Source organism: Thermobifida sp., from assembly GCF_017577275.1.
GTDB lineage: Bacteria > Actinomycetota > Actinomycetes > Streptosporangiales > Streptosporangiaceae > Thermobifida > Thermobifida fusca.
In genome coordinates, this window is sequence record NZ_PITY01000022.1 from 188467 (window position 1) to 208685 (window position 20219).

The window sequence follows — 20219 nt, forward strand, 5'->3', positions numbered from 1 at the left end:
GCGGGCGGCGTCGCCGTTTTCCGGAGGCTGCCGCCCGGTGCCCGCCGCGACGGACGCTTCCGTGACCCCACACGAAGGGTGGCGCAACGATGGTGATAAGCGGTCACCGCACAGTCTGGACGCTGGTCAACGACGGTTCGGCTGCCAAGGCAGCGCTCCAGCCGGGCACCGTGCGGCGCGTCCTCAGCTACGCCCGTCCGCACTGGCGGCGCATCCTGCTGTTCGTGCTGGCTACCTCGGTCGGCTCCGGCATCATCATCGCCAACCCCCTGCTGCTCAAAACGATCATCGACCGCGGGATCGGCGCCAACAATCCGTCTCTCGTGGTCGGGCTTTCCCTGGTCGTGGCCGTGCTGGCGCTGCTGGAGACCGGGCTCAGCCTGGTGAGCCGGTGGCTGTCCGCGAGCATCGGCGAAGGGGTCATCTACCGGCTGCGCACCCAAGCGTTCACCCACGTGCAGCGCATGCCGCTGGCGTTCTTCACCCGCACGCAGACCGGGTCGCTGATCAGCCGGCTCAACACCGACGTGGTGGGGGCGCAGCGGGCCGTCACTTCGGTCCTGCAGTCGCTGGTCGCCAACTCGGTGAGCGTAGTGGCGGTGCTCAGCGCCATGCTCGCCCTCTCCTGGCCGATCACCACGGCCGCGCTCCTCGTGATCCCGCTGTTCCTGCTCCCCGCACGCTACCTGGGCCGCCGCCTCGCCCAAGTCCACCGCACGAGCATGGACGTGAACGCGGAGATGAGCTCGATGATGAGCGAGCGCTTCAACGTGGGGGGCGCCATGCTCGTCAAACTGTACGGCCGCCCCGACGAGGAGAGCGCGGAGTTCGCAGCCCGCGCGGGACGCGTGCGGGACATCGGCGTCACCAGAAGCGTCTACAGCGGGATGCTCTTCTCCGTACTGGGGCTGATCACCGCGCTCGCCACCGCCATGGTCTATGGGGCGGGCGGCCTGCTGGTGGTGCACGACACTTTCGAAGTGGGCACGCTCGTGGCGCTGGCGACCCTGCTGACCCGGCTGTACGGCCCGGTGACCGCGCTCTCCAACGTCCAAGTGGATGTGATGACCGCCCTGGTCAGCTTCGAGCGTGTCTTCGAAGTGCTGGACATGAAACCGTCCGTGGCCGAACCCGAGAACCCGGTCGACCTCCCCGCGGGCGGCCTGTCCGTAGAGTTCTCCAACGTCTCCTTCCGCTACCCGGGCGCCGAAGCCACCCTGGAGTCACTGGAACTCGTGCCACAGCCGGAGCACTCTGTCAGCACCCAAGTGCTCAGCGACATCACGTTCACTGTCCAGCCCGGGCAGATGGTGGCCCTGGTAGGTCCGTCCGGGGCAGGCAAGACGACGCTCACCCACCTGGTGTCCCGGCTGTACGACCCCACCGAGGGCACGGTCCGGATCGGCGGAGTGGACCTGCGCCAGGTGCGCACCCAGTCGCTGCGGGATGCGGTCGGCGTGGTCACCCAGGACACGCAGTTGTTCCACGACACCATCCGGGCGAACTTGCGCTACGCCCGTCCGGACGCCACCGACGAGGAGCTCATCGCGGCGATGCGCGCCGCACACCTCGACGCGCTGCTGGAAACCCTGCCCGAAGGGTTGGACACCGTGGTCGGAGACCGCGGCTACCGTCTTTCCGGCGGAGAGAAGCAGCGGCTGGCCATCGCCCGGCTCCTGTTGAAATCCCCGTCCGTGGTGGTGCTGGACGAGGCGACAGCCCACCTGGACTCCGAGTCCGAAGCCGCGGTCCAGCAGGCCCTGGCGACCGCGCTGCACGGGCGGACCTCGCTGGTCATCGCCCACCGTCTGGCCACGGTCCGTGAAGCCGACCTGATCCTCGTGCTCGAAGACGGCCGCATCCTGGAACGCGGGACCCACGAGGAGCTGCTGGCCCGTGGCGGCTTGTACACAGCCCTGTACCGGACCCAGTTCGCCCCGCAGGAGCGGGAGCGGCGCAGCACCGCGAACTGACGCCCGCCCTCCCGCTGCCGGCGGCCGGAGCCGTGCGCTGCCGCGTGCTCAGCGCTCCCGCTTCCGGTCGTCCTGGTCGGCTTCCTGCCGTTGGCGGAGCGAGTCGCTGGCGCGCTCCCGTGCGGTGTCGATGTGCTCGTCGTACTTGCCCCCGGTGCGCTTCTTCGCGGCTTCCGCGGCCTTGTCGACCCCCTGGTCTGTCTTGTCGCCGTGCTCTTCGGCAAGCTGTTTGGCCTTCTCGAAAGTGTCTTTGATCCCCATGGCATGGCCTCCCCTCAGCCAGGGCGCCTGACACTGTCGTCATGCACTCCCCCTCCCCTGCCCTGCGGAGACGGCCTTATGCACCCAGACGAGAGAGGCGTCCCGCCCCGGCTGCGGGCTACAGCCCCAGAACAGTGCGGGCGACCGAGAAGTAGATGAGGAGACCGGTGGCGTCCACCAGGGTGGAGACCAGCGGTGCGGACACTACCGCGGGGTCCACCCCGATCCTGCGGGCCAGGAGCGGCATGGTGCTGCCGATGATCGACGCCCAAGCGCAGATCGCCACCACGGACAGGGCTACAGCGGCGGCGACCGCGGTGCCGACCAGCAGGGAGCCGATGATGAGCGCGATCGTGGCGAGCATGCACCCCAGCAGCAGGCCGACGCGGGACTCTTTCCAAATGACCCGCGGCAGGTCGCGCAGTCGGACCTCGCCCACAGCCAAGGCCCGCACCACCGCGGTGGCCGACTGCGAGCCGACGTTGCCCCCGGTCCCGGTGAGCATGGGAACGAAGAGCGCCAGTGCGGTCACCTGTTCCAGGGTCGCTTCGAAGCCCTGCATCACGTTGATCGTCAAGGTGGAGGCGATGATGAGCAGCAGCAGCCACACGGCGCGGGCGCGGGCTAACCGCAGGACACCGACAGTGGCGTAGTGCCCGGTGATGGGCTGCGACCCTGCCTGGCGGGCGATGTCCTCGGAGTCAGCCGCTTCGATCAGTTCCAGGGCGTCGTCGAAGGTGAGGAGACCGAGGAAACGCTCCTCGGAGTCGACCACGGGCAGGGCGACCAGGTTGGCTTCCTGGACGAGGCGCGCCGCATCCTCGGCCGGGTCGGTGGCGTAGACGCGGGGGGTGAACACGTCGACCAGGTCTTTGAGGAGGGTGTCGGGGTTGCTCGTCACCAGCTCGCTGAGCCGCACCATGCCGGAGAGCCGACGCCCGTCGTCGACCACGGGCATCACGTAGACGATTTCGGCTTCGGACCCTTTGGCGCGCACCACTTCCAGGGCCCGGGCCACGGTGAGGTTGCGGTGGAGGATCACCGTGTCGGGGTTCATGAAACGGCCGACCGAGTCCTCCGGATAGCCCAGGATTGCCGCGGTCACTCGACGTTCAGCCGGGCTCAGCCCGGCCAGTGCCCTGGCAGCGATCTTGGCCGGGGCCTCCCCGATGAGCCGGGCCCGGTCGTCGGGCCCCATCTTCTCCAGGAGCTCTCGGAATGCCGAGTCGCGCAGTCCCATGAGGATCGCCTGCTGCTGACTAGGGTCGAGCTCTTCGAAGACTTCGAGTTCCCGTTCCTTGTCCAGCAGCCGGAAGGGGATGATGGCCCGCTGCGGGGGCAGGCGCGTCAACGCGTCAGCGATCTCATAGGGCGGATGTTCGGCCAGCCACAGCCGTATCCCGACCAGGTCGTTGGCGGCGACTAGCTGGTCCAGCTCGATCGGCTTCTTGGCGTCGGTCATCTGAATCGCGGTGTGGACCTTCCGGACGTCGGGTAAGACCGGGGCACACCGCACCTCCTCACAGCGGTCAGCGTGGGCAGGGACCGCAGCGCAGCGACCGCACTCTCATGCCGCGTCCAGAGTGCGCGGACGGGCGCGGCAGGGTCGCTGCGGGCTGCGGAGCGGCGCCCCGCGTGGCAGGTGTGCACCCCAGCAGGAGAGTCTTCCCTTTGGAGGCTCGGCGACTCGGAGGCGCGCAGCCCCTTCACAGGAAAAACGTACGTGCCGCACTCGCGTGGTCGCTCAGTGGGTCCGCCAAAGCACGACGAGGGCGCGGTCGTCGTTCTTGTCCTTGCTGAGGGTGTCGACGAACTGCTCGGTTCCTGGTCCGAACCCCATCGCCACTAGGCTCTCCGCCGCGCCGAGCAGGCGGTCCACTCCTGCGTCGAGGTCTTCTCCCGGGGTTTCCACGAGCCCGTCGGTGTAGAGCATGACGGCGTCGCCGGGACGGAGACGGCCCCGCACCGGCGTGTAGCTCATCTCCGGGATGATGCCTAGCACGACCCCTTTGGCCTCGGTAGGGCTCCACGCTCCGGTCGTGTGGTCGAACTGTACGGCGGGCGGGTGTCCGGCCGAGGCCAGCAGGTACTCTCCGGTGGTCAGGTCGACGCTGAGGTGGACGGCGGTGACGAACCCCTCGCCTCCGGCGATGCGGACCAGGTAGTCGTTGCAGTGCTCGAGGAACTCGCCGCGTGGCACCGCGCCGATCAGGCCGCCGAACGCGCCGGAGAGCAGCAGGGCCCGGGTCCCTGCTTCGACGCCTTTGCCGGAGACGTCGACCACCGCGATGTCGAGCTGGTCGTCGCGGAGCGTTGAGACTACGAAGTCGCCGCCGAAGGAGGAGCCGCCGGCCTGCCGCAGCACTTGGGTGGCGTGCCATCCGGCGGGCAGGGCGGGAAGCTGGCCTTGGGTGCGGATGCGGTCCCTCAGTTCGAGCAGCATCTTCTCGCCGTCGAGGCCTTGGACGCCGAGACGCTCCCGCACCCCGGACAGCAGGTACGCCACGACAGCGGTCACCCCGATGGTGACGGCCAGCCCGGGCCCCACCTGGCTGAAGTCCAGTGCATAGGCGGTGAAGGCGAGGACTACAGCCACCACTCCGAAGAGGAAGGCCAGGCTCCGGCGTTTGAGCAGCAGCCCGCCAGCGAGGACTGTGATGATGACGGCGCTCGGCGGGAACCATCCGGGAGGCCCCCACACGGCGCCCACCCCGATGCCGACGGCGAGCAGCACCAAGACGATGAGGACCAGGCGGTAGCGGAAGAGCACTTTGCGCCGGAGGAACGCGAAAACGCGCTGCGCCACAGAGTTGGCGGAGCGCAGAAGGCGAGAGGGCGGCGAAGTGCTCATCGTTGCCGAACTGTAGCGCGGGAAACCTTCCCAAGCACGCTGTGCCGGGCCCAGGGGGGCTGAGACTTCCCATAACGGGCCAACCGATATCCACCTCGGGTGGGAGCGGGGAACAGCAAAGAACAGCCCATGGTTCAGTATGGACCTTCCCTGCCCCTTCTGTCAGGGTTATGGTCCCGCTCGCATCGCACGAAAGAAAGCGAAAAATCCCTCATATTCTTCACGGTGCTGTTTCTATGACCCCTTGCGGCACCCTCGGGTGCCCGTGTCCCGCCCGCACCACCCCGGGGAGATTCGGATCGAAAAAATCAGTGGCGCGCAGTGAGGAGCGGCAGGTAGGCAAGAAGCCATGTCTGTTTCTCCCTGTTCCGCTGACTCCGATCCGTGGCCAATACGGCCGGTCACCGTCGACGAGTTCCCCGCATTCTGCGGGACCTGCCGGGAAGCGCTGCTCGACGACCCGATTGACGAGGAGCGCCTGGCGTCTGTGCTTGCCATAACCGACCTGGATCGCACGCTCGCCGCATTCGACGGCGACCAGGTCATCGGTACGACGCGGCTGTTCTCCTTTGAGATGACACTGCCCGGAGGTTCCCGCCCGGTCGCCGGGGTCTCCGCGGTCGGGGTCCTGCCCACGCACCGGCGCCGCGGGGTGCTCACCGCGCTGATGCGCCGCCAGCTGCGGGACATTGCCGAACGCGGGGCAGAAGCGGTGGCGCTCCTGTTCGCTTCGGAAGGCGGGATCTACGGGCGGTTCGGCTACGGCGTCGCTTCCCTGCTGGGCACGGTGACGGTGCGCCGCGGCGAAGGCGTCCTGCGCGCGGATGCTCCCCGCGACCCCGGGCTGCGGATGCGTATGGCCGATCCCGCTGCTGTGCGCGCCGAACTCGCTCAGGTCCACGAAACGGCCCGCTTGGCGCGGGTCGGCGAGTTCCGTCGCACCCCCCAGTTGTGGGATTGGCTCTTCGACCGTTTGGCACGGCGGAAGGACCAGTTCAGTCCGATCAAATGCGTCCTCGTGATGGACGGGTCGGAACCGGTGGGCTATGCGCTGTACCGGACCCGGCAGCACTACGACGAGCACGGCCTCGCCGACGGTGCCATGGAGGTGGAAGAGCTCTTCGCGACCCGTCCGGCCGCTCTGGGGGCCCTGTGGGAGTTCCTGCTCAACCGGGACCTGATAGGGAAGGTCACCGCTTTTCTGCGGCCTGCCGACGACCCCTTGCTGTACCTGCTGACTGACCGGCACCGGGCACGGTGGACGCCCGACACCGGGGTGTGGGGGCGGCTTGTGGACCTCCCCCGCGCACTGTCCGAACGCTCCTATGCGGCGCCGGTCGACGTCGTCATCGAAGTGGCCGATGCGATGTGCCCGTGGAACGAGGGGCGCTGGCGGTTGCGGGCGGACCGGGAGCATGCCGAGTGCATCCGCACCGACGATCCGGCTGACCTCTCCCTCGACGTGGGGGTGCTGAGTTCGGCGTACCTGGGCGGGGAAGCACTGACCGCGTACGCGGCCGCGGGCCTGGTACGCGAGGCGCGTCCCGGAGCGGTGGCGGAGCTCTCCGCCGCACTGGTCACGCCCACGATCCCGGCGTGCTCAATGATCTTCTGACCGGGCTGGTCTCCGCCGCGCCTGGTTTCTCCTCACGCTTCCTGGGAGGGTCCGCGGACGCCTGAGCCAGGGTGGGGCCGGAGTACCGCTGGAGCAGTCGTTTCCGGGCACAGGTTTCGGTGAGGGATTTATCGCTCCCGGGGGAGTGCACTGCCGGGGCGTGCCGCGCTAGCGTCAAAGTACGCCGTGAGGCGCCTCGGCGGTTCCGTCCGCTCAGCGTGGACGCACGACGGCGCGTAGTGGGCTGGCTCCCCGGTGCAGCGCGTCCCCCGCAGGGAGCCCCAGCCTGCCTCCCGGGGAGGCGAGAGAGGGAGCGCATCCGCATCCTGGCAGCGCTGCGGAGGCTCTCCTCCGGCTCCCCGGGATCAGCCGGTACGGCTCCGGTCAGGGGAGCGGGGGAAGCTGCCCGGTGGTCTCGTAGTCGGAGAGCATCCGAATACGGCGACTGTGGCGTTCCTCACCGCTGTATGGGGTGGTGAGAAACGTGTCGACAAAACCGGTGGCTTCGTCGATCGTGTGCATCCGCGCGCCGATGCTGATCACATTGGCGTTGTTGTGCTCGCGGGCGAGTTTGGCGGTCTCGTTGCTCCAGACGAGGGCGGCCCGCACCCCTTTGACCTTGTTCGCGGCGATCTGTTCGCCGTTGCCGGAGCCGCCGAGCACGATGCCGAGCGCCTCAGGGTCCTTGGCTACCCCCTCAGCGGCGCGCAGCACGAACGGAGGATAGTCGTCAGCCGCGTCGTAGACGGCTGGACCGGCGTCGATGACATCGTGTCCCTGCTTCTGCAGCCAGGAGACGAGGTGCTGTTTGAGTTCGTAGCCGGCGTGGTCGGATCCAATGTAGATACGCACGGCTCCAGTTTTGCAGGTCCCCGGGGCACGCATGCCCCCGGGAGCACTGTCCGGCGTTGAGGACGCCGGACAGTGCCCTGTGTCCTACGGGTCGCTCAGGTCGCGGCGAAGGTCACCGTCGCACCCAGAACGCCGAAGGCGACAGCGGACAGGAGGAAAATCAGGTTGATGACCACCAGAAGCTTGATGTCCTTGCTCAGCGGAACCGCTTTGGATTCCGGCTTCTTGCTCAACTCACACCACCTTGGCAAAAGCGGACAAAATGCTCACTCACGCTGATGGTACCGCTTCTCATCAGCGCGTATACGGCGGGTAAAGCGTTAAGCCCAGTGCGGAGGAACGTCGTTGAGCAGCTCCTCAATACGCGACCGCTCGCTCCGTTCCGGCGATTCTCCCCACCCCGTGTCTTCCTCGTCGGAGGTGGTGTCCGGAAGGATTTCCAGCTCGTCATCGAAGATGACTATGCGCTCCTCGTCCGGTTCGCTCATGTTCGCTCCTTCACACCGTCGCGGCTAGTCGAAGATGGGGTCGCGGGTGCGGCTCCGCTTGAGTTCAAAGAACCCGTCGGTTCCCGCGACCAGCAGAACGCCGTCCCACAACCGACCGGCGGCCTCGCCTCGAGGGGCGGGGGACACAACGGGGCCGAAGAAGGCGACGTCCTCGACCGCGATGACGGGAGTGCCCACTTCCTGGCCGACCCTGTCCATGCCGTCATGGTGCGACTTGCGCAGTGCCTCATCGTAGTCAGTGCTCTCCGCGGCTTCGATGAGATCCGCTGGTTGTCCCACGTCGGCGAGTGCCGCCGCGATGGTCTCCAAGGAGCGCGGCTCCCGGCGGTTGTGCAGCCGCGTCCCCAAAGCGGTGTAGAAGCGTCCCAGTTCCTCGTTGCCCGAGCGCTGCTCCACTGCGACGGCTACCCGCACCCCCCACCACGCCTCGGTGGCGAGCATCTTCCGGTACTCCTCCGGCACATCCTTGCCCTCGTTGAGGACAGCGAGGCTCATGACATGCCAGCGCGGGCGGACCGGGCGCACCTTCTCCACCTCGAGCAGCCAGCGCGACGTGATCCACGCCCACGGGCAGAGCGGGTCGAACCACAGGTCCACAGGAATGCGCTCTTGTGTCACCGTCGTCTCCTTACGCTTTTGGTCAACAGCCCGGGCGTGAACCTTAAAACGCCCAGCTCCTCAGGGATGAACCACAGTCGTCGGTTCCGCATTCCACACCCCGGCATGGCAGGATCAGAGCTGATCATCAGGCGGTGGCTCTCCGTCCGCTCTCCGTGAGCACGCCGACGGCCGCCACCACCATCGGCACCGAGACAGGTTGGGAAGGGAGCGTCGTGGCAGGCAATCTGACACGTGAGGAGGCACGGGAGCGGGCACGGATTCTCCGCGTCGACTCCTACGCCGTCGAACTTGATCTCACTTCAAGCGACCAGACCTTCACCTCCACCACGGTGGTCCGGTTTCACTGCTCGGAACCCGGGGCGGCAAGCTTCATCGACTTGGTGGCTCCGACCGTACGCGAAGTCACCCTCAACGGCGTCGCCCTCGACCCGGCCGAGGTGTTCAACGGAGAGCGGATCACCCTTCCCGACCTGCGTTCCGACAACGAACTGCGGGTCGTCGCCGACGCCGCCTACATGCGCACCGGTGAAGGGCTGCACCGGTTCGTCGACCCTGTCGACGGCAACGTCTACCTCTACAGCCAGTTCGAGACCGCCGACGCGCAGCGGATGTACGCCTGCTTCGACCAGCCCGACCTGAAGGCGACGTTCGAACTGACCGTGCTCGCCCCCGCGGACTTCGAAGTCGTGTCCAACACCGCACCCGATGTGGTGCGCGAGCCGGTGCCCGGCAGCACGGCGGTGCGCTGGCACTTCCCGCCGACCCCGCGGATCTCCACCTACATCACCGCGCTGGTGGCCGGCCCCTACCACGTGGTGCGGGACGAGCACGACGGTATCCCGCTGGGCGTGTACTGCCGGGCGTCGCTCGCCCAGTACCTGGACGCCGACGCGATCCTGGAAGTCACCAAGCAGGGCTTCGACTTCTTCCACCAGCTTTTCGGGGTCCGCTACCCGTTCGGCAAGTACGACCAGCTGTTCGTCCCCGAGTTCAACGCCGGGGCGATGGAGAACGCCGGGGCGGTCACGTTCCTGGAAGACTACGTGTTCCGCTCCCGGGTCACCGACGCCCGCTACGAGCGCCGCGCCGAGACCATCCTGCACGAGATGGCGCACATGTGGTTCGGCAACCTGGTCACCATGCGCTGGTGGGACGACCTGTGGCTGAACGAGTCGTTTGCCACGTTCGCCAGCGTGTACTGCCAGGCCCAGGCCACCAAGTGGCGGGACGCCTGGACCACGTTCGCCAACGTGGAGAAGGCGTGGGCGCTGCGCCAGGACCAGCTGCCCTCCACCCACCCAATCGCCGCGGACATCCCCGACATCCAGGCCGTGGAAGTCAACTTCGACGGCATCACCTACGCCAAGGGCGCCTCCGTGCTCAAGCAGCTCGTCGCCTACGTGGGGGTGGAGGAGTTCTTCTCCGGGGTGCGCGCCTACTTCGCCGAGCACGCCTGGGGCAACACCGAGCTGTCGGACCTGCTCGCGAAACTGGAGGAGGCGTCCGGACGCGACCTGTCGCGCTGGTCGCGGGAGTGGCTGGAGACCGCGGGCGTCAACACGATGCGCCCCGAGTTCGAGGTGGGCCCCGACGGCACGTTCACGTCCTTTGCTGTCCTCCAGGAGGCGCCAGCCGACCATCCGACCCTGCGCTCCCACCGGTTGGCGATCGGCCTGTACGACCGCACCGACCAGGGAATCGTGCGGCGCGACCGGGTGGAGTTGGACGTCAGCGGCGAGCGCACCGAGGTTCCGGAACTGGTGGGCAAACGCCAGCCTGACCTGGTCCTGCTCAACGACGACGACCTCACCTTCATCAAACTGCGGTTGGATGAGCAGAGCCTGCGCACGGTCGTGGAGAGCGCCGGCGAGATTGTTGAGTCGCTGCCGCGCGCGCTCGTCTTCGCCGCGGCGTGGGACATGACCCGCGACGGCGAGATGCCCGCGCGGGACTACGTCCGCCTCGTCAGCCGCAACCTGGCCGGGGTCCGCGACGTCGCGGTGGCCCAAACCCTGCAGCGGCAGGCCGTCTCCGCGCTGATCCACTACGTCTCCCCTGAATGGCAGGAGGAAGGTTTCAACCTGCTCGCCTCCCGGCTGCGGGAGCTGCTCACCTCTGCTGCTCCCGGCAGCGACCTGCAGCTCGCCTACGCCCACGGGTTCGCTGAGACGGCGCGCGCCCCCGAGCACCTGTCGCTGCTGCGGGGGATCTACGAGGGCGCGATCGAAGTGGAGGGGCTGAAGGTCGACACTGACCTGCGCTGGGCCCTGCTGCGCCGCCTCGTCGCGGCCGGTGCCGCCGGGGAAGCGGAGATCAACGCGGAACTGGAACGCGACCCCACCGCCGCGGGCGAGCGGGCAGCGGCAGGCTGCCGGGCGGCGATCCCCACCGCGGAAGCCAAGGCCGCAGCCTGGGAGCGCATCACCAGCGGCACCCTGGCCAATGCGGAGTTCCGCGCGACCCTGGGCGGATTCGTCGAGCCCGCCCACGCTGAACTGCTGCGGCCCTACGTGGACCGCTACTTCGGCCAGCTTGCGGACGCGTGGGCGAAGTGGACTGCCGAGTTCGCGCAGACCTTCACCGAGTTCGCTTACCCCGGCTACCTGATCGAAGAGGAGACGCTGCGCCGCACTGACGCCTACCTCGAGACAGAGAACCCGGTTCCGGCGCTGCGCCGCCTCCTGCTGGAAGGCCGGGCCGGTGTCGAGCGTGCCCTGCACGCTCGGGCGCAGGACGCTGCGGCCGCACACTGACCGTTTCTGGCCTGGTGGGCGGGCGCTGCGCGGGACGCGGTGTCCGCCCATCGGCGTCTTTGCCCCGGCAAGGGCTCCCGCGGGCGGTCACCACTGCGGGCAGAGGAACGACCGGGATGGGCGGGGCAGTGGGGGCGCGGCCCGTGCCGTGCCGCTGCCCGGGGACAGTTGGGCGAGCTCCCCGAGTGCGGCACGCACTGCCGCAGCCCACTGCGGATTGGTGATCAGGTCTTCGAGGAGGACCGGCTCCCCTTCACTGTTGGTGAGCGGGATCCGCCAGTTGGGGTATCCGCTGCTGGTTCCCGGCTGGTTCTGCATGCGGTGGTCGCCGACCACATCGGCCAGGGACACGCCCACCAGGACGGCAGGGGTGCGCGCCAGGTAGCTGTGCAGCGCGGTGACCACAGCGGCGGGCTGAGCCACGGGGTCGGTTCCCTCCGCGAGCAGCCCGAGTTCGGTGAGCAGCGCGCACCAGGCGGCGACCTGGGCTTCGGCTTCGGCGCGCTCTTCTTCCACCGGGCGGGTGAGCAGGCCCAGGTGGGAACGCAAAGCCACGTGCTCGGCCGTGACATAGGAGGTGATCGGGGGAAGGTCGTGGGTGGCGACCGTGGCCAGGCAGTCGGTCCGCCAGGTTTCCGGGCGGCGCGGGGCGCCATGCTCGTCGCGTTCAAACCACAGCACGGATGTGCCGAACACTCCGCGTTCGGACAGGTAGTCGCGGACCCACGGTTCGACTGTCCCCAGGTCTTCCCCGATGACGAGCGCGTTTGCTTCGTGGGCGGCCAGGAGCAGCGCGCCCACCATGCCCTCGTGGTCGTAGCGCACGTAGGTCCCTTCGGCGGGGTCGGCCCCCTCCGGGATCCACCACAGCCGGAATAGTCCCATGACGTGGTCGACCCGGATGCCGCCAGCGTGCCGCCCTACCTGCCGAAGCTGGTCGAGGAAGGGAAGGTAGCCCTGTTCGGCGAGGCGCACCGGATGCCAGGGCGCTTGCCCCCAGTCCTGGCCCTGCTGGTTGAACTCGTCCGGGGGTGCGCCAACGTGGATCCCGGGGACGAGCACTTCGCGGTGGATCCAGGCGTCTGCGCCGCCGCTCTGCGCCCCGACCGCAAGATCGTGCACGATTCCCACGTCCATTCCGGCGTTGCGTGCCGCGGTCTGGGCGTGGGTGAGTTGGCTGTCGAGAATCCACTGGGTCCAGCGGTAGAAGTCCACGCGACGCCAGCGGCGCCGCGTTTCGACGCGGACCTCTTCGGCGGTGGGGTCGCGCAGCGGCTCCGGCCAGCGGCGGTAGTCCGGTCCGTGCTCTTCGGCTATCGCGCACCACGTGGCGTAGCGTTCCAGGGCTTCGCCTTCGCGGTCCAGGTAGTCGCGGAACGCCTGCTCCCGCTCCTCTGAGCGGCTGACCCCGTAGATGATTTCCAGGGCGGCCCGTTTGGCTTGCCAGACCGCGTTACGGTCCAGCAGGTCGGCGGTGCGCCCCCGCTCGCGAAGCGGCCGGGCGAACCGCTGGATGGTTTCCCGCTGGATCGAGTTGAGCCGCGCGTACTCGGGGATGTCTTCAATACGGATGTAGAGCGGGCTGGCGTAGTGGCGGCTGACCGGCAGATACGGGGAGTCGGTGACGGGCGGCAGCGGTTCGGTGGCGTGCAGGGGGTTGACGAGGATGAAGGACGCCCCCAGGTCGCGGGCGGACCAGGTGGCCAGCTCGGCGAGGTTGTGGAGGTCTCCCATAGCCCACGAGACGTGGGAGCGGACCGAGTAGAGCTGGGTCATCAGCCCCCACATGCGGCGGGGCACGGAGCGGGACAGCCGAGCGGGTGCGACCAGGAGGGGACGCTGCTGGTGGTTGCCGCGGTTGTCCACGTGCAACCGGTGGAGGCCGAGCGGGAGGGTGGGACCGACATCGGTGTACCCGCCGTCGGCGAGTTCCACCCAGGTCCGGGCCTCGTCGGGCAGGGGGAGCCGCGGGGTGTGCCCGGCTCGGGTGACGACGGCCGGGGGAAGCGGGTGAGCGGCCTGGGCTTCCTGGTGCGCCCGCAGCGCGGCCTCAGGGTCGCTGACGTCCACGCCCAGGGCGGTGAGCACGTGGCGCAGCGTGTCCACGGAAACGGGGATCCGGGTCCCCTGCCAGTTCACATAGCTGGTTGCGACGCCGTGCGCCTCGGCTAGCCGGACCAGTGCAGCATCACTCACACCATCCGATCATGCCGCAGCACGGCGCTGATCAGCAGGATCTGGAGCCGCCAGTCGCGGAATCGGATGGTTTTTACCACTTCGGCCAATGTTGATCACGGTATTGGCTAAAAATACGGAGATTCATCCTACGAATCCGGTGATACTTGTGTGGTGCTCAAGTCCTACCGTCCGTTGTTGTCCGTTCCCTACCTCGTCGGACTTTTCGTCTGGTCGCTGATCGCCCGGCTGAACATCGCGGCTCTGCCGATCGGTATCACCTTCCTCGTAGCCGACTGGACCGGATCATATGCCTTGGCGGGAGCAGTCAGCACTACGCTGACCATCGGCGCTGCCGTGGCCGGACCGCTGCGCGGGCGCAGTGCTGACCGGGGGCGTACGGACCGACTCATGGCGCTGTGCGGGCTCTGCTACGGGGCTGGTCTGCTCGTGATCGCCCTGCTGCCCGCCTCGCTGTGGTGGGCGGCCTTCCCCCTCGGCTTGGTGACCGGTCTGTTCACTCCGCCTGCCTCCCAGGTCGCGCGTGCGCTGTGGCCGCGGCTGACCTCAGGCCAGACCCGCACCGCCATGTACGCGGCCGAGTCCACCTTCCAGGAACTCGTCTTCGTACTGGGACCGCTGTTGGCGGCCGCCACGGTAGCGGTAAGCGGAGGCAAAGGGGCCGTGCTGCTGGTCGCGGCGCTCTCGATCGCGGGCTCTTTCGGGTTTGCGTGGCAGATCTACCGCTCCGGCCTCGCTTTCCCGCCCCAGCCCGGTCCAGCCTCCCCCACCCAGCGGCGCCGGTCTCTGCTGCTGCAGCTGGAACTCACCCTCCTGGTTGTCGTATGCATGCTGCTGATCGCCGGCCTGGCATCCGTGGACCTGGTCATCGTGGCGTGGGCGCGGGAGATCGGCCGCCCCGGGGTTGCCGGGGTGCTCGCCGCGTTCTGGTCGATCGGTTCCCTGGTCGGCGGGCTCGTCGCGGGCGCCTTGGCCGGCCCGCCCCGGTTGAGCCGCCGGGCTTTCGCCGCCGCGGCGGGAACCGCGATGCTGATCCCGCTGCTTCCTCCCGTGCTGGAGCTCCCCTCCCCGTGGCTGCTCCTCCCCGTGCTGTTCGTAGCTGGGCTGGCGATCGCCCCCACCTTGGCCGCGGCAACCGAACGGATCGGCGAGGTGGCACCCAGCGATCGGCGGGCGGAAGCGTTCGGGTGGATGAACACCGGGATCACCACCGGGGTGGCGTTCTCCGCGCCACTGTCCGGATGGCTGGTGGACGTCGGCGGCCCCGCCCTGGGCGTGGTGGGCGGCGCAGTGATCGTGCTGCTGTCTGCCTTCTGCACGCTCGCGGTCGGCAGCGGATCCCCAGGAGAGAAGACACACCCGGTCGCAGACGGCCCGGACAGCGGGAACGGCACACCGCAATAACTGTGGCCTAGCGATGCCACACCTCTGGAGTGCGGTCCCGCCACGGGCGGGCCGCCTCCAGTTGGGCGGACAGGGAGATCAGCGTGGCCTCCGCGCCGATCCTCCCCAAGAGCATCATGCCGAGGGGAAGCCCGTCCGCGGTGGTGCCGCTCGGCACGTTCACCGCAGGCTGGCCGGTGATGTTGGCGATATTGCCGAAAGGGGTGAACGCGTTCATCTTCTCGAACTCGTCCGCGGGATCCCCGGACGCGGTGAAATACCCGAGGGGAACAGGCGGGAGAGCCAAGGTAGGGGTGAGCACCACGTCGTAGGGGGCGAACGCAGCCAACGCGGCCCGGGCGAAGCGCCGCAGCTCCCCCACAGCTTCCAGGTAAACGGGGGCCGGGGTGCGTTGTCCACGGTCCCGCAGCCAGCGGGTCAGCGGGCGCAGGCGGTGCTCGGCCGCAGCGGGGACAGGGATGCCGGCCGCAGTCACCGCCCACACAGTTGCGAAATGGCGCATATGGGAGCCGTCAAAGGGCGGGGTGATCTCGGTGACGTCGTGTCCAAGCTCCTCGAGGAGCCGGACCGTGGCATGGTAGGCCGCCAAGACCTCCGGGTGCACGGTGGCTTCGGGCAGCGGCGGGGTTGCGAAACAGGCGACGCGGAGCCGACCAGGCTCCCGGTGTGCGGCGGCGAGGAACGTCTCCCCCGCGGGCAGCGGTGGGGCAGTGAAGAGATCCGCGGGATCGCCGAGGGTCAGTGCGTCGAGCAGAAGAGCCGCGTCGGCAACCGTGCGGGCGAGCGGACCGGTGACCGCCAGGCCGAGCGTGTCGACGCGCAAGGGTGCCGAGGTGACCCGGCCCCGAGTGGGTTTGATCCCGAAGAGCCCGCACACGCTCGCAGGGATACGGATCGATCCGCCGCCGTCGCTGCCCTGGGCGAAAGGCGCAAGCCCTGCAGCGACCGCGGCCGCTGCCCCGCCACTGGAGCCGCCCGCGGAACGCGTCGTGTCCCACGGGGTGCGGGCCGGTGGGGCGATCTCGTTCTCGGTGTAGCAGGGCAGCCCGAACTCGGGGGTGTTGGTCTTGCCGAGGAACACCGCCCCGGCCCGCCGCAGCGCGGCCACGTAGCCTTCGTCAGCGTCGGCGACCTGGTCGGCGAAGACCCTCGACCCTCGAGTGCAGCGCACTCCGGCGACCATGTCGAGGTCTTTGATCGGCACGCACAGGCCGAGGAGCGCGGGCAGGTGCGCCGGGTCCTCGGTGCGCAGCCGCCGCTCCGCGTTTCGGGCCTGCTGGAGCGCGAGTTCCGGGGTAACCGTGATGAAGGCCCCTACTTCGTCGCCGAGCCGTTGGACCCGGTCCAGGTAGTGCTCGACGACGTCGACCGGAGACAGCTCCCGGCTGCGGAACAACGCAGCTTGGCGTAGTGCACTCAGGTCGTGAATCTCGCTCACACTTCCCCGAGCGTAGCCGGGCAGCACCCCGGCTTCGGAGGAAAGTCACCTACCTGGAGGCGTAAAATCGGGAAAAATACATTCTTCCCAGTTCAGGGCCGAAAAACACCCGTAAGAAAACTTCAGGCAGGGAACAAAAATGTGAGTCTTTACGGACTAGGAGCTTTCTTTGAAGGGAACTACCCTTCTGAGGCGTGGAATCGGCAACCAGCACCAGACCGGACGACCCCTCCCGCACCAGCGAGACCCAGCGGGACGATGCACCTCCTTCTTTTCACCGCCCCACCAGCAAACCAGTGGCGCCGCACACGGATACCCTCATGCGCACCTACCGTTCACTGCTGAAACACGGTGTCGTGCGCCGGTGGCTTCCCCGAGTCGCCGCCTGCCTCGTGGCCGCGGTAGTGGTGGGCGTGCTGTTCAGCAGTTGGCGTGTGGGGGTGACGGCCGGGGCCGCAGCGCTCGTCGGTTTCATCGTCTACACCTCCCAGCGCCAGTCTGAAGTCCCCCAGTGGCGCAAACCCTCCTCTGCGCAGCGGCGTACCGAAGCACAACTGCGGATCATGCAACGCTTCGGCTACCGGGTGCTGCACGCGCGGCGTATCCAGGACGGCAACGGCCAGATCGACCACTTCATCGTGGGACGGCGCGGCGCCTTCGCGATCGACTCCGAAGCCTGGGACAAGCGGCTGCCGCTCCGCAACAAGCTGGAGAAGCTCTACCACGGCCGCTTCTCCAAAAACGAGCGCATCGACGAAGCGCTGGCTGAGGCCCGCAACGCGGAACGGCTCATCAGCGAAGAACTGGGCCGCCCCATCAAAGTGCGTGCCGCCCTGGCGATCTACGGTCCCAGCATGCCGTGGGACAGCCACCGGCTCCGCGGGGTCGACATCATCGTCGGCACCAAAGTCCGCAAGTGGCTGCGCAGCGGCAAAGACCGGCTGACCGAAGAGGAGATCGAGGAGATCTACCAGGCAGCCAAAAAAGTCCTTCCCCCCATGTACTAAACGTTCTGCACCCCCACCCAGGTCTTCCCGGGGCGGCCCTAGGGCCGCCCCGTTCCCGTGCACGGTGTAACCGGTCGGCTAGGGGACTACCATCGAGAGAACGACCCCAAGTTTCGTCCCAGGGCGGCACCCCTACAGGGCATGCCGCGCGGACCGTCGGCGGGGACCCCACCGTTACTGTCCCGTCGTCGGCCCCGGTTCTTCTCTCGACGGGAGCAGACTTCCATGCCCGCGCTTCGTTCACGGACGGTCACCCACGGCAGAAACATGGCCGGTGCCCGCGCGCTGCTGCGCGCCACCGGCGTGGCACGCGAAGACTTCGGCAAACCCATCGTGGCGGTGGCCAACAGCTATACCCAGTTTGTGCCCGGACACGTGCACCTGCGCGAAGTCGCCGACGTCGTGGCTGACGCGGTGCGCGCGGCAGGCGGCGTGCCGCGCGAGTTCAACACCATCGCGGTCGACGACGGCATCGCCATGGGGCACGGCGGCATGCTGTACTCCCTGCCCAGCCGCGAACTGATCGCCGACGCCGTGGAGTACATGGTCAACGCGCACTGCGCTGACGCCCTCGTGTGCGTGTCCAACTGCGACAAGATCACCCCCGGCATGCTGCTGGCCGCACTGCGGCTGAACATCCCCACCGTGTTCGTCTCGGGTGGGCCGATGGAAGCCGGAAAGGTGACCGTAGTCAACGGCACTGCGACGACGGTGCGCAAACTCGACCTGATCAACCCGATGATCGCCTCGGCGGACGAGAACGTCTCCGAGCAGGAGCTGAACGCGCTGGAAGAAGCAGCCTGCCCCACCTGCGGCTCCTGCTCGGGCATGTTCACCGCCAACTCGATGAACTGCTTGACCGAGGCGATCGGCTTGGCGCTGCCCGGCAACGGCACAGTGCTGGCGACCCACACCGCGCGCAAGAAGCTCTACGAGGAAGCGGGCCGGGTGGTCGTGGAGGCGGCGCGCCGCTACTACGAAAAGGACGACGAGTCGGTGCTGCCGCTGTCGATCGCCACGCCGGCGGCGTTCGCAAACGCCATGGCCTTGGACGTGGCCATGGGCGGCTCCACAAACACGATCCTGCACCTGCTGGCCGCGGCAACCGAAGCCGGCGTGGACTTCGGCCTCGACGACATCGACGCCCTGTCCCGCCGAGTGCCGTGCCTGTGCAAGGTCGCCCCGAACAGCGACAAGTACCACATCGAGGACGTCCACCGGGCGGGCGGTATCCCCGCCATCATGGGCGAGCTGGCCCGCGCCGGGTTGGTGGACACGTCGCTGCCCATGGTGCACGGGATGACCGTGGGCGAGTACGTGGACGCCTGGGACATCGCCTCCCCGAATGTGCGTCCCGAAGCGGTGGAGCTCTTCCACGCAGCTCCGGGCGGCCAGCGCAGCACTGAGGCGTTCTCGCAGAGCACTCGGTGGGATTCGCTGGACCTGGACCGCGAGTCCGGGTGCATCCGCTCGGTGAAGCACGCTTACACCAAGGACGGCGGCCTGGCCGTGCTCAAAGGCAACCTCGCCCCGGACGGCGCGGTCGTCAAGACCGCGGGAGTCGACGAGGAACTGTGGACCTTCAGCGGCCCGGCCAAGGTGTTCGAAAGCCAGGAGGAAGCGGTCGACGGCATCCTCAACAAGGCGGTGCAGCCCGGTGACGTGGTGGTCATCCGCTACGAGGGCCCCAAGGGCGGTCCGGGCATGCAGGAGATGTTGTACCCGACGAGCTTCCTCAAGGGCCGCGGTCTGGGCAAGGTGTGCGCCCTGATCACCGACGGCCGGTTCTCCGGCGGCACCTCAGGGCTGTCGATTGGGCACGCCTCACCGGAGGCGGCCGCCGGCGGCGACATCGCCCTGGTCGAGGACGGTGACATCATCACCATCGACATCCCCAACCGGTCGATCACTTTGGAAGTGCCGGAGGACGAACTCAACGCCCGCCGGGAGCGTCTCCTCAAGGAACTGGGTGGATTCCGGCCGCGGAACCGGCAGCGCCCGGTGAGCGCGGCGCTCCGCGCCTACGCGGCGATGGCCACTTCGGCTTCTACGGGAGCCGCCCGAGACGTCAGCCAGGTGGAGCGCACGCATCTCCACTCGTAATGCGGAGGCCGCGGGGTTCGATTCCCGCAGGCGGCTCGCAGTGCTGGGGGCCTCTCCCTAGAGCCGGGAGGGGCCCTGTACCACACTGCGCACGCCCCTCCCCTAGCCCTCGCATGCCACTGGCCGCCTAGGCGAGGCCGACGCCACTATTCCTGGTCACACGCCACGGGTACAGCCGTAGAGGGGCATCTCCGTGCCTTTGATTCACCTCTCCACCCTGGGCCATTTAGGCGTTGCTCCCGATTGTGAGAAGTGAATGAAATAGGCTTACCGGACTGGTAAAGTTGCAGGTCGTTTAGTGTGCTCCCCGCGCATGCGGGGATGGTCCTGACACGGCTACGGGGAGGCCTGCTCCAGCAGACCTCCCCGCGTAAGGTTCAGGATCAGCCGCCGCAGCAGCCACCGCCGCAGCAGCCGCCGCCGGCTGACGAAGGGGCTTGCGCGAGACCGCTCACCCCAATCGTGGACAGCAGTTTGACCGTGTCGTCGTGCCCATTCGGGCACTCTGCCGGGGCGTTAGCCTCGGCCATGGGCCGGGACAGTTCAAAGGTTTCACCGCAGGCACGGCAACGGAACTCGTAACGAGGCATGACATCAGCATAGGGTCGGGTCGCGCCGCAGTTCCGCACACTTCCC

Annotated in this window: 16 protein-coding genes; 6 read left to right on the forward strand and 10 right to left on the reverse strand. The window is 68.1% G+C overall.

What is annotated here, in order from left to right:
• Positions 1–89 precede the first annotated feature (89 nt).
• Positions 90–1973, forward strand: a complete 1884-nt coding sequence (locus CW348_RS10800) for an ABC transporter ATP-binding protein (RefSeq protein WP_011292620.1) — start codon at positions 90–92, stop codon at positions 1971–1973.
• Positions 1974–2021: 48 nt separating this feature from the next.
• Here CW348_RS10800 and CW348_RS10805 read toward each other — a convergent pair whose 3' ends face one another.
• From CW348_RS10805 to CW348_RS10815, 3 genes are all read right to left on the reverse strand, one after another.
• Entirely contained in the window at positions 2022–2234 is a 213-nt protein-coding gene (locus CW348_RS10805) for an antitoxin (protein ID WP_011292621.1), read from the reverse strand.
• A 118-nt stretch (positions 2235–2352) separates the two neighbouring features.
• The gene (mgtE, locus tag CW348_RS10810) at positions 2353–3696 is read right to left on the reverse strand and encodes a magnesium transporter (protein WP_016189014.1); all 1344 of its coding nucleotides are present in this window, start codon (positions 3694–3696) and stop codon (positions 2353–2355) included.
• 282 nt (positions 3697–3978) lie between these two features.
• Positions 3979–5085 (reverse strand): PP2C family protein-serine/threonine phosphatase, encoded by a 1107-nt coding sequence (locus CW348_RS10815; protein ID WP_011292623.1) that lies wholly within the window; start codon positions 5083–5085, stop codon positions 3979–3981.
• A 349-nt stretch (positions 5086–5434) separates the two neighbouring features.
• Here CW348_RS10815 and CW348_RS10820 point away from each other — a divergent pair, with 349 nt between their 5' ends.
• The gene (locus CW348_RS10820; protein WP_287463626.1) at positions 5435–6700 is read left to right on the forward strand and encodes a GNAT family N-acetyltransferase; all 1266 of its coding nucleotides are present in this window, start codon (positions 5435–5437) and stop codon (positions 6698–6700) included.
• A gap of 384 nt (positions 6701–7084) precedes the next feature.
• Here the strand turns inward: CW348_RS10820 and CW348_RS10825 are convergent, their stop codons facing one another.
• The 4 genes from CW348_RS10825 to CW348_RS10840 all read right to left on the reverse strand — a co-directional run bounded on the left by CW348_RS10825 (position 7085) and on the right by CW348_RS10840 (position 8679).
• Positions 7085–7552, reverse strand: coding sequence for a ribose-5-phosphate isomerase (locus CW348_RS10825; protein WP_016189015.1), 468 nt, complete (start codon positions 7550–7552; stop codon positions 7085–7087).
• Positions 7553–7647: 95 nt separating this feature from the next.
• Positions 7648–7785: a hypothetical protein gene (locus CW348_RS10830; protein ID WP_169803326.1), complete on the reverse strand. Its 138-nt coding sequence runs from the start codon at positions 7783–7785 to the stop codon at positions 7648–7650.
• A gap of 87 nt (positions 7786–7872) precedes the next feature.
• Positions 7873–8040 (reverse strand): hypothetical protein, encoded by a 168-nt coding sequence (locus CW348_RS10835; RefSeq protein WP_169803325.1) that lies wholly within the window; start codon positions 8038–8040, stop codon positions 7873–7875.
• A 24-nt stretch (positions 8041–8064) separates the two neighbouring features.
• Positions 8065–8679 (reverse strand): DsbA family protein, encoded by a 615-nt coding sequence (locus CW348_RS10840; RefSeq protein ID WP_011292626.1) that lies wholly within the window; start codon positions 8677–8679, stop codon positions 8065–8067.
• Between the two features lie 215 nt (positions 8680–8894).
• Between CW348_RS10840 and pepN the strand changes: the two genes are divergently transcribed.
• Complete coding sequence (gene pepN / locus CW348_RS10845) at positions 8895–11435, forward strand: aminopeptidase N (RefSeq protein ID WP_011292627.1); 2541 nt, start codon at positions 8895–8897, stop codon at positions 11433–11435.
• 87 nt (positions 11436–11522) lie between these two features.
• On the opposite strand, the gene malQ is transcribed toward pepN, so the two are convergent.
• Positions 11523–13631, reverse strand: coding sequence for a 4-alpha-glucanotransferase (gene malQ / locus CW348_RS10850; protein WP_104612599.1), 2109 nt, complete (start codon positions 13629–13631; stop codon positions 11523–11525).
• A gap of 177 nt (positions 13632–13808) precedes the next feature.
• Here malQ and CW348_RS10855 point away from each other — a divergent pair, with 177 nt between their 5' ends.
• Positions 13809–15035, forward strand: a complete 1227-nt coding sequence (locus CW348_RS10855; RefSeq protein WP_258076840.1) for an MFS transporter — start codon at positions 13809–13811, stop codon at positions 15033–15035.
• A gap of 7 nt (positions 15036–15042) precedes the next feature.
• Here the strand turns inward: CW348_RS10855 and CW348_RS10860 are convergent, their stop codons facing one another.
• Positions 15043–16473: an amidase gene (locus CW348_RS10860; RefSeq protein ID WP_011292630.1), complete on the reverse strand. Its 1431-nt coding sequence runs from the start codon at positions 16471–16473 to the stop codon at positions 15043–15045.
• 320 nt (positions 16474–16793) lie between these two features.
• On the opposite strand from CW348_RS10860, the gene CW348_RS10865 reads away from it, so the two are divergent.
• The gene (locus tag CW348_RS10865) at positions 16794–17480 is read left to right on the forward strand and encodes a nuclease-related domain-containing protein (RefSeq protein WP_016189018.1); all 687 of its coding nucleotides are present in this window, start codon (positions 16794–16796) and stop codon (positions 17478–17480) included.
• 225 nt (positions 17481–17705) lie between these two features.
• Positions 17706–19583, forward strand: coding sequence for a dihydroxy-acid dehydratase (gene ilvD, locus CW348_RS10870; protein WP_011292632.1), 1878 nt, complete (start codon positions 17706–17708; stop codon positions 19581–19583).
• A 383-nt stretch (positions 19584–19966) separates the two neighbouring features.
• On the opposite strand, the gene CW348_RS10875 is transcribed toward ilvD, so the two are convergent.
• Positions 19967–20173 (reverse strand): zinc ribbon domain-containing protein, encoded by a 207-nt coding sequence (locus CW348_RS10875; protein WP_038043978.1) that lies wholly within the window; start codon positions 20171–20173, stop codon positions 19967–19969.
• Positions 20174–20219 lie beyond the last annotated feature (46 nt).

What these genes read in the sequence shown, in the direction of transcription:
- CW348_RS10875 (WP_038043978.1), bottom strand. Translation starts at nt 20,173, where the DNA reads ATGCCTCGTTACGAGTTCCGTTGCCGTGCCTGCGGTGAAACCTTTGAA.
- CW348_RS10800 (WP_011292620.1), top strand. Translation starts at nt 90, where the DNA reads ATGGTGATAAGCGGTCACCGCACAGTCTGGACGCTGGTCAACGACGGT.
- CW348_RS10835 (WP_169803325.1), bottom strand. Translation starts at nt 8,040, where the DNA reads ATGAGCGAACCGGACGAGGAGCGCATAGTCATCTTCGATGACGAGCTG.
- mgtE (WP_016189014.1), bottom strand. Translation starts at nt 3,696, where the DNA reads ATGACCGACGCCAAGAAGCCGATCGAGCTGGACCAGCTAGTCGCCGCC.
- CW348_RS10820 (WP_287463626.1), top strand. Translation starts at nt 5,435, where the DNA reads ATGTCTGTTTCTCCCTGTTCCGCTGACTCCGATCCGTGGCCAATACGG.
- CW348_RS10815 (WP_011292623.1), bottom strand. Translation starts at nt 5,085, where the DNA reads ATGAGCACTTCGCCGCCCTCTCGCCTTCTGCGCTCCGCCAACTCTGTG.
- CW348_RS10865 (WP_016189018.1), top strand. Translation starts at nt 16,794, where the DNA reads ATGCGCACCTACCGTTCACTGCTGAAACACGGTGTCGTGCGCCGGTGG.
- ilvD (WP_011292632.1), top strand. Translation starts at nt 17,706, where the DNA reads ATGCCCGCGCTTCGTTCACGGACGGTCACCCACGGCAGAAACATGGCC.
- CW348_RS10805 (WP_011292621.1), bottom strand. Translation starts at nt 2,234, where the DNA reads ATGGGGATCAAAGACACTTTCGAGAAGGCCAAACAGCTTGCCGAAGAG.